At 73.4% G+C, this 12,650-nt stretch carries 11 protein-coding genes; 8 read left to right on the forward strand and 3 right to left on the reverse strand.

Annotated features, from left to right (window positions below):
* Positions 1–12: 12 nt before the first annotated feature.
* A complete protein-coding gene (locus ACZ466_RS48265; RefSeq protein ID WP_378288338.1) occupies positions 13–1,035 on the reverse strand; it encodes an LLM class flavin-dependent oxidoreductase in 1,023 nt (340 codons plus the stop codon).
* A gap of 213 nt (positions 1,036–1,248) precedes the next feature.
* Here ACZ466_RS48265 and ACZ466_RS48270 point away from each other — a divergent pair, with 213 nt between their 5' ends.
* From ACZ466_RS48270 to ACZ466_RS48295, 6 genes are read left to right on the forward strand one after another with little or no spacing between them, the layout of a single operon-like run.
* Positions 1,249–2,847 carry an ABC transporter substrate-binding protein gene (locus ACZ466_RS48270; protein ID WP_378288337.1) on the forward strand — a complete coding sequence of 533 codons (1,599 nt, stop codon included), beginning with the start codon at positions 1,249–1,251 and terminating at the stop codon, positions 2,845–2,847.
* A 47-nt stretch (positions 2,848–2,894) separates the two neighbouring features.
* Positions 2,895–3,854 carry an ABC transporter permease gene (locus tag ACZ466_RS48275; RefSeq protein ID WP_378288336.1) on the forward strand — a complete coding sequence of 320 codons (960 nt, stop codon included), beginning with the start codon at positions 2,895–2,897 and terminating at the stop codon, positions 3,852–3,854.
* Entirely contained in the window at positions 3,851–4,780 is a 930-nt protein-coding gene (locus tag ACZ466_RS48280) for an ABC transporter permease (RefSeq protein WP_378288335.1), read from the forward strand. Before ACZ466_RS48275 ends, ACZ466_RS48280 begins: the two co-directional genes overlap by 4 nt.
* Complete coding sequence (locus ACZ466_RS48285) at positions 4,777–6,507, forward strand: dipeptide ABC transporter ATP-binding protein (RefSeq protein WP_378288334.1); 1,731 nt, start codon at positions 4,777–4,779, stop codon at positions 6,505–6,507. Before ACZ466_RS48280 ends, ACZ466_RS48285 begins: the two co-directional genes overlap by 4 nt.
* Positions 6,504–7,322, forward strand: a complete 819-nt coding sequence (locus ACZ466_RS48290) for a DUF1684 domain-containing protein (RefSeq protein ID WP_378288333.1) — start codon at positions 6,504–6,506, stop codon at positions 7,320–7,322. The genes ACZ466_RS48285 and ACZ466_RS48290 overlap by 4 nt, the downstream gene beginning before the upstream one ends.
* A 3-nt stretch (positions 7,323–7,325) precedes the next feature.
* Positions 7,326–8,372, forward strand: coding sequence for an LLM class flavin-dependent oxidoreductase (locus ACZ466_RS48295; RefSeq protein ID WP_378288332.1), 1,047 nt, complete (start codon positions 7,326–7,328; stop codon positions 8,370–8,372).
* 27 nt (positions 8,373–8,399) lie between these two features.
* Here the strand turns inward: ACZ466_RS48295 and ACZ466_RS48300 are convergent, their stop codons facing one another.
* The gene (locus ACZ466_RS48300; protein ID WP_378288331.1) at positions 8,400–9,707 is read right to left on the reverse strand and encodes a vanadium-dependent haloperoxidase; all 1,308 of its coding nucleotides are present in this window, start codon (positions 9,705–9,707) and stop codon (positions 8,400–8,402) included.
* 270 nt (positions 9,708–9,977) lie between these two features.
* Positions 9,978–10,763 (reverse strand): PaaI family thioesterase, encoded by a 786-nt coding sequence (locus ACZ466_RS48305; protein ID WP_378288330.1) that lies wholly within the window; start codon positions 10,761–10,763, stop codon positions 9,978–9,980.
* A gap of 214 nt (positions 10,764–10,977) precedes the next feature.
* On the opposite strand from ACZ466_RS48305, the gene ACZ466_RS48310 reads away from it, so the two are divergent.
* Both ACZ466_RS48310 and ACZ466_RS48315 read left to right on the forward strand, forming a co-directional pair.
* On the forward strand, positions 10,978–11,883 hold the full coding sequence (locus ACZ466_RS48310) for a LysR family transcriptional regulator (RefSeq protein WP_378288329.1): 906 nt from the start codon (positions 10,978–10,980) through the stop codon (positions 11,881–11,883).
* 103 nt (positions 11,884–11,986) lie between these two features.
* Complete coding sequence (locus ACZ466_RS48315) at positions 11,987–12,595, forward strand: superoxide dismutase (protein ID WP_378288328.1); 609 nt, start codon at positions 11,987–11,989, stop codon at positions 12,593–12,595.
* The last annotated feature ends 55 nt before the right edge of the window (positions 12,596–12,650 follow it).

Raw genomic sequence — 12,650 nt, forward strand, 5'->3', positions numbered from 1 at the left:
GTGAAACACGGTCTAGCCCGAGGTGAGGGGGCGGCTGGGCAGCTCCCGGCGCAGGACGGGGGCGATGTCGGAGAAGAAGAGCTCGAGGGTGCGCAGGTAGTCGTCCCGCCCGAGGATCTTGGCGTCGACGTGGATGTGCAGCGCCTCGTGGCCGAACAGCGCGTGCTGCGCGTGCACCTTCTCGATGATCTGCTGCGGGCTGCCCACCAGCACCGAGCTGTGCTCGATCCACTCGGTGACGTCGTCGAAGGGGAGGGATCCGCCGTCGAACCTGCGGTTGAGCGCGACCAGGGCCTCGAAGACCGGGCGGTAGCGGGCGACGGCCTCCTGCGAGGTCTTCGCGCCGAAGTACCCGGAGGTGCCGATCCCGACGAGCGCGCCGGCGGGGGCGTGCCCGTAGTGCGCCCACCGCTCCCGGTAGTGCCGGACCAACTCGGCGTACGGCTCGGGCCGTCCACCGCCGTTCGCGGAGAAGATCGGGTCGCCGTGCCTGGCGGCGAAGTCGGCCGATTCGAGGTTGGTGGCGCTGCCGTGCCAGACCCGCAGCCGCTTCTGCAGCGGGCGCGGCAGCGCTTCGGCGTTCTCCAGCGCGCGGGGGCCGTCCCAGGTGACGTCGTCGCTCTCCCACAAACGGCGGAACAGCTCGTAGTTCTCCTGGAGCCGGGTCCAGCGGTTCTCCGGCGTGATGCCGAACAGCTTGGCCGTCCGCGGGTAGTTGCCCTTGCCGATCACGAGGTCGAGCCGGCCGCCGGACAGGTTGTCCAGCGTGGAGTAGTCCTCGAACGCCCGCAGCGGGTCCAGCATCCCGAGCGTGGTGACGGTGGTGAACAGCCGGATCGCGGACGTCCTGGCCGCGATGTGGCCGAGGATGACCGGCGGGGACGACGACACGACGGGCCTGTCGTGCCGTTCCCCGATCCCGTAGCCGTCGAAGCCCCACTCCTCGGCGCGGACGGCGTTGTCGACCAGTTCCCGCAGCTGGAGCTCGTCGGACTTGTCCTGGCTCGGAACGTACGGCAGGAGCAGGAACTTCATCGGTGCCCTCTCTCAGCGCGATTTCCCCGGTCAGACGATCGGGAAAGTAGGGATCTTGCCCGCCGGCCAGGGACGGCGGGGGCAGGGGCATCATGAGCGCGGGCGAGTTGACATGTCAACTCATGTTTCCTACTTTATTGGTAGGTATTGACGGCAAGTGGCCTGGTTGCCTACCGTGTCGGCAGGTCGGACCGCTGAAGGGGAGAACCGCGCGTGAGACGAACGTGGAGTGCCGGAGCCTTGGCCGGGGGAATGGCCGTCGCCGTGGGACTGGCGAGCGGGTGCGGCTCCGGCGAGGCCGACGCCGGCGCCGCGGGCGCGCCGCGCACCGGCGGCACCCTCACCTTCGCGGTCGGGTCGGACTCCGGCTGCGTCGACCCGCAGCAGGTCGGCAGCAACGACACGATCTACTCGGTACGGCAGCTGGTCGACTCGCTGACCGACCAGGACCCCGCGACCGGCAAGATCGTGCCGTGGCTCGCGCAGAGCTGGACGGTCAGCAAGGACGCGCGGACGTTCACCTTCAAACTGCGTCCCGGGGTGACCTTCAGCGACGGCACGCCGCTGACCGCGGAGGTCGTCAAGGCCAACTTCGACGCCGTCCCCAAGCTGGGCGTGCTGGGCATCCTGCCCAAGGGCTACCTGAACGGCTACGAGAGCACCACCGCCGTCGACGACCTCACGGCGCGGGTGGCCTTCAAGACGCCGAACGCGCAGTTCCTGCAGGCCACCGCGACGCATTCGCTCGGGATCGTCGCGGCGGCCAGCGTGCGCAAGACGCCCGAGCAGCGCTGCAGCGAGGGGATCATCGGCTCGGGGCCGTTCGTGCTGTCGAAGTACACGGCGAACCAGTCGATCACGCTGACCAACCGCAAGGGCTACGCCTGGGGTTCGTCGCTGTGGAAGAAGCAGGGCGGGGCCTACCTGGACCGCCTGGTCTTCAAGGTGCTGCCCGAGTCCGGCGTGCGGACCGGCAGCCTGCAGTCGGGGCAGGTCGACGCCATCGGCAGCGTGGGACGGGCGGACGAGGCGGCGCTCAAGGCGGCCGGCGTCCAGCTGCCGGCCCGGGCCAACCCCGGGCTCGTCTTCGCCCTCAACGTCAACAACGAGCGCTTCAAGGACGAGAAGGTCCGCCAGGCGATCAGCGCGGGGATCGACCGCGGGCAGATCGCCCAGACCGTCTTCCCGACCGGGACCCGTCCGGCCACCAGCATCCTGGCCCACACCACGCCCGGGTACTCCGACCTCGGGTCGCTGCTCGCCCACGACCCGGCCAAGGCCAAGTCGCTGCTGGACTCCGCCGGGTGGACGGCCGGCGCCGACGGCATCCGGCAGAAGGACGGCGCGCGCCTGGCCGTGACCGTCAGCTGGTTCGCCAACGCGCCCACCAACCGGCCCTCGCTCGAACTGATCCAGCAGCAGCTCAAGGCCGTGGGCGTCCAGGTGGAGATCAAGGAGCAGCAGGTCGCCCAGTTCGCGCAGGTCCAGCAGTCGGGCGACTTCGACGCGATCTGGGGCAACGGCACCCGCGCCGACCCCGACCTCCTGCGCACCTCGCTCTCCACCCGCCTGTCGAACGTCTACCGGCTGCCGTCCACGCCCCTGGACGAGGTGCTGGACGGGCAGGCCGCCGCCGCCGACCCCGCCGAGCGCCGTCGGCTGGTCGATCAGTCGCAGCGGCAGGTCGTCGAGCACGCCCACGTGATCCCGGTCGTGGAGCTGCAGACGGTGCTGGGCGTGGCCAAGAAGGTCCACGACCTGAAGTTCGACGCGTCGAGCCGCATCCAGCTGCACGACACCTGGATCGGTTAGGCGACCGGCTCAGCCCATCTGGGGCGCCGGAAGAAAGGTGCGCAGACATGCGTCGTTACGTGCTCAGGCGCCTCGCGCAGGCGGCCGGGGTGCTGTGGGCGGCCTACACGGTGTCGTTCCTGATCCTGCACTACCTGCCCGGCGACCCGGTGTCGGCGATGGCCGGGCAGGGGGCCGACCAGGCGGCGATCGACCCCGCCCAGATCGAGGCGCTGAAGGCCGAGTACGGCTTCGACGAGCCGCTGCCGGTGCAGTACGCCGAGCATCTCGGCAGGGCGCTGCGCGGCGAGTTCGGCGACTCGGTGGCCACCGGCAGGTCCGTCACCACCACCATCGGCGAGGCGCTGCCGCAGACCCTGGTGCTCACCGGGGCGGGCCTGCTGCTGGCGGTGCTCGCCGGGGGCGGGCTCGCCATGGCCGCGACCTACACCTCCCGGCGCTGGCTGCGCCAGACGCTGCTGTCGCTGCCGCCGCTGGGGGTGTCGGTCCCGACGTTCTGGGCGGGCCTGATGCTGGTGGAGGTGTTCTCCTTCCAGGCCGGGCTGCTGCCGGCGTTCGGCAACGAGGGGCTGCGCGGGCTGGTGCTGCCGGCGGTGACGATCGCGATCCCCACCGGGGCGGTCATCGCGCAGGTGCTGGCCAAGAGCCTGGCGCGGGCGCTGGACGAGCCGTACGTGCAGACGGCGCGCGCGAAGGGCGCGGGCCGGGCGCGGATCCACCTCCGGCACGCGCTGCGCAACGCCTCCCTGCCCGCGCTCACGATCATCGGGCTGCTGGTGGGGCAGCTCATGGCCCAGTCGGTGGTCGTGGAGACGGTGTTCTCCCGCAACGGCCTGGGGCGGGTCACCGCGAGCGCGGTCACCGCGCAGGACATCCCCGTCGTGCAGGGCGTGGTGGTGTTCGGGGCGCTGGTCTTCGTGCTCGTCAACCTGGTCGTCGACCTGATCTACCCGCTGGTCGACCCGCGGATCGTGGTCGCGGGCAGCCGGCGATGGAGCCTGGTATGAGCCGCACGCTGGACGAAGAGCCGGTGGCCGAGGCCGCCGCCCCCGCACGCCCGGCCGGTGAGCCGGACGCGGGCCGCTGGACCCCGTACCGCCGCTTCGACCTCACGCGCACCGGGAGGTTCTTCCTGCGCAGGCCGGGCCTGGTGGTCTCGGTGGCGGTCATCGCGGCGGTGTTCACGGCCTCGTTCCTGCCGGGCCTGTTCACCTCGCGCGACCCGCTGGCGGGGACGCCTTCGCTGAGCTTCCGCCCGCCCGGCGGCGCGCACTGGTTCGGCACCGACGAGCTCGGCCGCGACCTGTACGCCCGGGTCGTGCACGGCGCCGCGCTGTCGCTGCAGGCCACGCTGATCGCGCTGGCGGTCGCCTTCGTGATCGGCGGCCTGCTGGGCCTGCTGGCCGGGTTCGTCGGCAGGTGGGTCGACGACGTCCTGATGCGGTTCGTCGACGTGCTGCTGTCCATACCGGCGCTGTTCCTGTCCCTGGCGCTGGTCACCGCGCTCGGCTACGGGACGGTGAAGGTCGCGGTCGCGGTGGGGATCGCCAGCGTCGCGGCGTTCGCCAGGGTGATGCGGGCCGAGGTGATGCGCGTCCGCCAGGCCGTGTTCGTCGAGGCGGCGCGCTCCTGCGGGACGCGCTGGTACAGCGTGCTGGGACGGCACGTGCTCCCCAACGCGATCGGCCCGGTGCTGGTGCTGGCCACGGTGGACTTCGGCGGGGCGATCCTGGCGGTGTCGTCGCTGAGCTTCCTCGGGTACGGCGCGGCGCCGCCCGCCCCGGAATGGGGCAGCCTGATCTCCAACGGACGCAACTACCTGGCCAACGCCTGGTGGCTGACCGCCCTGCCCGGGCTGACGATCGTGGCGACCGTGCTGGCCACCAACCGGATCGCCCGGGCCCTGGACGGAGAGTGGGCGAAGCAGCGATGACCGATAGCGACGGCGAGCGCGGCGGCGGCCGGGCGGAGGGCGCGCTGCTGGAGGTGGCCGGCCTGTCGGTCTCGTACCGCACGCGCACCGGCCTGGTGTCCGCGGTCCGGGACGTCGCCCTGGAGGTGCGTCCGGGCGAGATCGTCGCGCTGGTGGGGGAGTCGGGGTCGGGCAAGAGCACCACCGCGCACGCCGTCACCCGGCTGCTGGCCGGCAACGCCGCCATCGACGCGGGCCGGATCCTGTTCGGCGACCGGGACCTGACCGGCCTGTCCGAGCGCGAGCTGCGCACCGTCCGGGGCGCCCGGATCGGGCTGATCCCGCAGGACCCGGCGGTCTCCCTCAACCCGGTCAAGCGGGTCGGCGAGCAGGTGGCCGAGGTGCTGCGCCTGCACGGGCTGGCCACCCGCCGCTCGGCGCCGCTGGAGGCGGTGGAGGTGCTGGAGCGCGCGGGGCTGCCCGACCCGCGGGTGCGGGCCCGGCAGTATCCGCACGAGCTGTCGGGCGGCATGCGGCAGCGCGCGCTGATCGCGATCGCCATCGCCGCCGGGCCGGAGCTGATCGTCGCCGACGAGCCGACCAGCGCCCTGGACGTCACCGTCCAGCGCCGGATCCTCGACCACCTCCAGGACCTGACCGGCGAGCTCGGCAGCGCCGTTCTGCTGGTCACCCACGACCTCGGCGTGGCCGCCGACCGCGCCGACCGCATCGCGGTGATGTCGGGGGGCCGCGTCGTCGAGGAGGGACCGGCCGGGCGGATCCTCGGGGACCCCCGGGACCCCTACACGCGGCGGCTGCTGCGGAACGCGCCGAGCCTGGCCGTGGCCGAGCCGGCACCGCGCCCAGAGGGCCTCCCGGCCCCGGCCCCGGCCGCGTCGGAGGAGGAGCCGCTGGTCGTCACCGAGCACCTGGTCAAGGAGTTCCCGCTGCCCCACGGGCGGGGGACGGCCCGGACCGTGCGCGCCGTCGACGACGTCGGCCTCACGATCCACCGCGGACGGACGCTTGCGCTGGTCGGAGAGTCGGGATCGGGCAAGTCGACCACGGCCCGGCTGGTGCTGCGCCTGGTCCCGCCGTCCTCGGGGCGGATCGTCTTCGACGGCGAGGACGTCACCGCGGTCCGCGGCAACGGGCTGCGGCGGCTGCGCCGCCGGGCCCAGCTGATCTACCAGAACCCCTACGCCTCGCTCGACCCGCGGTTCTCGATCGGCGAGGTGATCACCGAGCCGCTGCGGGCCTTCCGGGTCGGCGACCGGGCCGCGCGCTCGGCCCGCGCCCGGGAACTGCTCGACCGCGTCGCCCTGCCGGCCTCGACGCTGGACCGCAGGCCCGCCGAGCTGTCCGGGGGCCAGCGGCAGCGGGTCGCGATCGCGCGCGCCCTCGCGCTGGGCCCCGACCTGGTGGTGTGCGACGAGCCGGTCTCCGCCCTCGACGTGTCCGTGCAGGCCCAGGTGCTGGAGCTGCTCGCCGAGCTCCAGGAACGCACCGGCGTGGCCTACCTGTTCATCTCGCACGACCTCGCCGTCGTCCGGCAGATCGCGCACCGGGTCGCGGTCATGAAGGACGGGCGGATCGTCGAGACGGGCACGACCGGCGAGATCTTCGCGGCCCCGGCCCACCCGTACACCCGTGAACTGCTGGCCGCCATCCCCGGCGCCCGTGCGCGCGCCGGCTCCGTTCCGAACCCACGCCGTGACGAGCGACCGAGAATCGAGGAGACGACATGACCGCCGCGAGCACCGGCACCGACCTGGACGCGTTCATCGAGGAGTGGCACGTCTGGCACCGCGCGCAGGAGGCGCGCCTGGCCGAACCGCACGGCTTCCTCGCCATCACCGGCCTGCACTGGCTGGGCGGCGAGCCGGAGCGTTTCGACGGCGCCCCGGGCACCTGGTCGACCGGGCCGGACGGCGTCGCCGTCACCCTGGGCGAGGGGGAGGAGATCGTCGTGGACGGCTCGCCGGTGCGCGGCGAGCACCGGTTCGGCGTGCTGCCCGAACGCGGCGGGGTGACCGTCCTGTGGGGCGACGCCGCGATCGAGGTCGCCAAGCGGGGCGGGCACGACATCGTCCGGCCGCGGCACCCGGACCACCCGCTGCGGACGGGCTTCGCCGGCACGCCCGCGTTCCCGCCGGACCCGCGCTGGGTCACCACCGGCCGCTACGTCCCCTTCGACGAGCCGCGGCCGACGACGGTCGGCGCCGCGGTCGAGGGGCTGCAGCACGTGTACGACGCGCCCGGCCGCGTCGAGTTCGAGCTTGACGGGCAGGCCCTGAGCCTCACCGCGTTCAACGGCGCGGCGCCCGGCGCGCTGCTGGTGCTGTTCACCGACGCGACCTCGGGCGTCACCACCTACGCCGCCAACCGGGCGCTGCAGATCGACGCGCCCGCCGCCGACGGCACGGTGACGCTGGACTTCAACCGCGCCGCCAACCTGCCCTGCGCCTACACCGCCTTCGCGACCTGCCCGCTGCCGCCCGCGGAGAACCGGCTGCCGGTCGCCGTCGAGGCGGGCGAGAAGATCCCCTACGAGCACGGCTGACGCATGAACGCGATCCGTTCCCTGTCCTTCCTGAGCCCGGGCAACTACCGCGACGACGACCCGTACGCCGGGCTGGAGGCGACCCTCCGGCTGTTCGAGTTCGGGGAGGACGAGGGCTTCGACGGCGCCTGGATCCGGCAGCGCCACCTGGAGCACGGCGTCTCCTCGGCGGCGGTGTTCCTGGCCGCCGCCGGGCAGCGCACCCGCCGCCTCGAGCTGGGCACCGCGGTGATCCCGATCGGCTACGAGAACCCGTTCCGGCTGGGCGAGGACCTCACGACCGCCGACGTGCTGTCCCGCGGCCGCCTGCAGGCGGGGTTCAGCACCGGGATGCCGCACGCCGAGCTGCTCGGCGACCTGGTCCACGACGGCGACTGGCGCGGCTACGACCTGGCGTACGGGCGCATCGCCCGCCTGCTGGAGCATCTGCGCGGGGAGTTCCTCGGCGGCCCGGACACCGTGATCCACTCGCCGGGCAACGTCCAGCGGCCCAGGCTGCAGCCGCACAGCCCGGGCCTGCTGGACCGCGTCTGGTACGGCGGCGGCAGCCTGCGCTCGGTCCGCTGGGCCGCCGAGCACGGGCTGAACCTGCTGACCGGCAACATCGTCCGGGGGGAGGGCACCGACGACTTCGTGACCGCGCAGCTCGCGCAGATCACCGAGTACCGGCGGCTGCTCGCGCCCGGGCGGCCGGGGCGGGTGGCGCTGGGCCGGGTGATCGTCCCGTTCGACGGCGCGGACGCCGCCACCCGGGACCGCTACCGGGCCTACGCGGCGGGCCGGCACGAGCGCACCCTGGCGCCGCAGGGCGAGCACCGGTTCGTGTTCGCCCCCGACCTGGTCGGCCCGGCGGAGGAGATCGTCGAGCGGCTGCGGGCCGACGCCGCCGTCGCGGCCGTGTCCGAGTTGCGCCTCGAGCTGCCCTACGAGTTCGAGGCGCACGACTACGAGCAGATCCTGCACGACGTCCGCACGCTGATCGCGCCCGAGCTGGGCTGGCGGCCCGCGACCGACCCCGCGCCCCCCTCCCACGCGGACACCGCGGTGTGAGGGGCGCGGCTCGGCCGTGCGCGGGCCCTACCGGAACAGGGCGCCGGCGTTGCGGAGGGTGTGCCGGGCGACGTCGCGGCCGAGGGTGACGCCGACCTCGTCCGCGTAACGGGTGTGGATGCCCGACCAGACGCGCGCGTCGACGTTCTCCAGCGTCAGCGTGCGCCAGTCGGTGTAGGTGCGCGTGACCCCGGGCGCGGTGGGGCTGGTGAGGGGGAACGGCGCGGTGCGCGGGCCGGTGAGGGCGGTCAGCACCTCCTCGGCCGCGCCCGAGTAGGTGTTGTGCCCGCTCGGGTAGTCGGGGTGCGCGGGCGTGACGTGCAGCGGCGTCCAGTCCGGGTCGGGCGAGGTGGCGGGATCGCCGTCGGAGCCGGCGGACCGGATCGCGGTGACGGGACGCCAGCTCACGTAGGCGTACTTGGTGTCGGACGTGGCGATCTGGGTGTCCACCAGGGCCACGTGGAAGAGCGCGACCAGCGACGCCCGCGCCGCCACCGGCCGTTGCGACCGCGCCAGCGCGACGCGGAGCGGCTCGGTGTAGAGCGTGAGCGAGGAACCGAACCAGAAGGCGGCGGTCTCGGTCTGCCGCGCCGTCCGCACGGTGCTGTCGGCCGCTCCGTAGGCGCGCACCTCGGCCAGGTCGGACCGGTAGCGGCGGGAGCCGGGCGCGGGCGGCGGGCCCGGCCTGAACCGGTCGGCCTTCTCCAGGAGGAAGGGACGCGCCTTCCGGTTGCCCGCCTGCGTCGCTGCGGCGTAGGCGGGCGGCGTCGGCTGCCAGATGCCGGGCTTGGGCTCGGGGACGGGGAAGGCCTCGTTGACCGAGGCCGGGTCCAGGCCGTCGCCCTCACGGGACGCCAGCACCTGGCGGGCCTGCTGCCGTCCGGCCGCGACGCCCCGCTCCTCCGCCGGGCCGTCGGGGATCCGGCCCAGGGTACGGCTCAGGGCGGCGTCCAGTTCCGCGGCGCGGGCGGGCACCAGGGCGACCAGGGAGGCGTGCACGGCGCTCGCCAGCGCCGCGTCCTGGAAGTGGCGCCGGTTCACGTCCGCGGGCGGCGAGCCCAGGGCGCGGGCGGCCGACAGCCAGCCGATGGCCCAGGTGCGGCTGTTGGTGGACTGGGTCGGCGCCCCGGCGGCGGCGATCGTCTCGGCCGTGGCGTCGTACCACTCCAGGGCCGCGTCGGTGCTCTCCTCGGCGTTCGCCGCTGGGGTCAGCGTCGCGGACAGGGCCAGCAGTGCCGCGGCGGAGGTCAGCACAATACGGGGCGGGCGGGCGTTGCGAGGGCGAGCCGCTCGGAGGGCGGATCGCACCGGGTGCGGGGGGCTGGACGAGGACATGCCTACTCCTTGCTCAGGTCACACGGGGGCAGGCGCCCGACAGGGCGGTGACGGGGGAGCGGTGGGGCCGTGCGCGGTCGCTACCGACAGCACGCGCTGCACACGCGCAGAAGATCCACGTGGCGCCGCGCCACCAGATCGCATCCCGGAGTCATGTGATCATGCTTGCACCGATATTCCCCACTGTCTAGATGGAAAAAGTAGGAAATACCCCTTTTGGTGGTCCCTTGGTGACCGGGAAGCCCGGCGCCGGTGGCGCCGGGCGCGGGGTCAGGCTCCGAAGGTCCTGGCGCTGGCGGCGACCGAGTGGCGGTCGCCGTTGCCCGAGTCGCGGAGGTTCACCCGGCCGAGGCCCGCGTTGAGCTCGGCGGTGGCGACGACCGGCCCGACGCGGACGGGCTGCAGGTAGCGCAGCCCGAGCGAGCACAGCGTGCCGCCCGGCGCCAGCGACAGCACCGCCTCTTCGGCGACCAGGGCGATGAGCCCGCCGTTGACGGTGTTGGAGGCGTTGAGCCCGTCGTCGGAGCGCTGGAGGACCGCCACTCCCGGCTCCGTCCGGCGGCAGTCGGCCCGCTCGGCCAGCGGGACCGAGAGCAGCTCCTGCGGGGGCGGCATGTCGACGCTGAGCCGGCCCGGCAGCCGGACGGACGGGTCGGGCGCGAGCATGAACGATCCGGCGCCGATGGCGATCGGCTCTCCGTCCTCGGTGGTGAAGTCGACCCCGGCGACGAAGATCGAACGACCGGCCTTGATCGTCCTGGCGAACCCCAGGACCCGCCCCGAGGAGGGCGCCGGCCGGTAGAGGTGGACGTCGAGCTCGATCGTGACCGGGACCCGCGGGGCCATGGTCCCCGCGGCCAGGAGGCCGGTGAGGGTGTCGGCCCACGTGGCGAGGATCGACGTCCGCAGGTGCGGGGTGCCGGGCACGTGCATGTGGGGGGTGATCACGGCGGAGCCGTGCAGCTCCTCGCCGACCTGCCGGGTCGTGAGGCCGAGTTCCCGGAGGATGTGCCGTCGGCTTTCCTGGTCGGTTTCCTGGTCGGCGTTGACGCTCACTGCGACATCCCTTCGCGCTCGCGCCGCGGGCACGCCCGGCGGGCCGGCCGGGCGCGGGCCGCCCGCGGCGGCGAAATCTCACTTGCTCGTTAGGAGAATAGTATTCTCCCCTGATGCGGGGCCCGCGGGCGAGGGGCGGCAGGGGTGTCACGCGTCATACCGGGGTTCCGGACCGTTCACCGGGTGCTCGCCCGCCCAGGTTAGCGTCGCCCGCGTGGAACTGCGCCATGTCAGATCGTTCCTCGCCATCGCCGACGAGCTGCACTTCGGCCGGGCCGCGGCGCGCCTCCACCTGGCGCAGCCGTCCCTCAGCCAGCACCTGCGGCAGCTGGAACGCTCGGTCGGGGTGGAACTGGTCTCCAGGAACTCGCGCGAGGTCCGGCTGACCCCGGCGGGCGTGGTCTTCCGCGAGCTGGCCGGCGACATCGTGGAGCGCGTCCAGCGGGCCGAGGAGGCGGCGCGGGCCGCCGCGGCGGGCCGCGCGGGCACGATCAGGGTGGGGTACAACTTCCCGGCGGGCCGCCGGGTGCTGCCCGGCACGCTGGCCCGCTTCGACGCCCGCCACCGCGAGGTCGACGTGGTCATGGCCGAGATGCGCACGGGACCGCAGCTGGCCGCGCTCCAGGACGGCCGCCTGGACGTCGCCATGGTCTACGGCGAGCCCGCCTCGAACGGCCTGCGCAGCCGCCGCCTGCTGCGGGTCCCGCTGGTGGCGGTGGTGGGCCTGGAACACCGCTGGGCGGGCCGGGACGGGGTGCCGTTCGAGGAACTGGCGGGGGAGAGCTGCATCCTGTTCCACCGGGCCCAGTCGTCGGCGATGTACGACGCGATCTTCTCCGCCGCGCGCGCCAGCGGCATCCGGCTGAACGTGGCCGAGGAGGTCGACGACCCGGGCGCCACCGCGATCATCGCCGCCGTCAAGCCGCTGGTCGGCTTCGCCTCCGCGCTCCGCGGCGGCTTCGCTCAGGCGGCCCCCGGAGGGCCCGGCACCACCACGGTCCGCCTGTACGACCCCGTCCCGCTGCTGGACCTGTACGCGGTCTGGAACGCCGATCCGGGCCCGCTCGTGGAGTCCTTCCTGCGCTGCCTGCCCGACGCGAACGACCGCCTCCGCGCCTGACAACTCACGAGAGGTCCCGGCGCCCGGCGGAGGCGAGGGGCGCTGCCACGGCGGCATCGTCGCATCCTTGATGCAGTTGCGAGAAGTTTGCAATAGTGGCGGCATGACGTACTCGCTGCCCGACCTTCCTTACGACTACGCCGCCCTGGAGCCCGCCATCACGGGGGAGATCCTGGAGCTGCACCACTCCAAGCACCACGCCGCCTACGTCAAGGGCGCCAACGACACGCTGGAGAAGCTGGAGGAGGCGCGCGACAAGGACCAGCTCGGCGGGCTGGTCGGCCTGGAGAAGACCCTGGCGTTCAACCTGTCCGGCCACGTGCTGCACACCATATTCTGGGACAACCTGTCCCCCGACGGCGGCGACCGGCCCGACGGCGACCTGGCGGCCGCGATCAACGAGCACTTCGGCTCGTTCGAGGGCTTCAGGAAGCAGCTCACCTCGGCCACCGCCACCGTGCAGGGCTCGGGCTGGGGCGTGCTGGGCTGGGAACCGCTCGGGCGGCGCCTGATCGTCCAGCAGGTGTACGACCACCACGGGAACGTCGGCATCGGGGCGACCCCGCTGCTGGTGTTCGACGCCTGGGAGCACGCCTACTACCTGCAGTACCGCAACGTCCGGCCGGACTACGTCGAGAAGTTGTGGGACCTGGTGAACTGGAACGACGTCGCCGCCCGCCTCGCCGCCGCCAGGAGCACGGCGGCGGCCTGACAAGCCGCGGCGCCCACCGGACTACGGATCATGCTCAGAACATATTCCCTCGGTC

It is taken from the genome of Actinomadura rugatobispora (assembly GCF_055379765.1).

Excerpts from the sequence above, each read along its gene's own strand:
- ACZ466_RS48265 (WP_378288338.1), bottom strand. The coding sequence starts at position 1,035 with ATGAAGTTCCTGCTCCTGCCGTACGTTCCGAGCCAGGACAAGTCCGAC.
- ACZ466_RS48275 (WP_378288336.1), top strand. The coding sequence starts at position 2,895 with ATGCGTCGTTACGTGCTCAGGCGCCTCGCGCAGGCGGCCGGGGTGCTG.
- ACZ466_RS48280 (WP_378288335.1), top strand. The coding sequence starts at position 3,851 with ATGAGCCGCACGCTGGACGAAGAGCCGGTGGCCGAGGCCGCCGCCCCC.
- ACZ466_RS48285 (WP_378288334.1), top strand. The coding sequence starts at position 4,777 with ATGACCGATAGCGACGGCGAGCGCGGCGGCGGCCGGGCGGAGGGCGCG.
- ACZ466_RS48290 (WP_378288333.1), top strand. The coding sequence starts at position 6,504 with ATGACCGCCGCGAGCACCGGCACCGACCTGGACGCGTTCATCGAGGAG.
- ACZ466_RS48295 (WP_378288332.1), top strand. The coding sequence starts at position 7,326 with ATGAACGCGATCCGTTCCCTGTCCTTCCTGAGCCCGGGCAACTACCGC.
- ACZ466_RS48300 (WP_378288331.1), bottom strand. The coding sequence starts at position 9,707 with ATGTCCTCGTCCAGCCCCCCGCACCCGGTGCGATCCGCCCTCCGAGCG.
- ACZ466_RS48315 (WP_378288328.1), top strand. The coding sequence starts at position 11,987 with ATGACGTACTCGCTGCCCGACCTTCCTTACGACTACGCCGCCCTGGAG.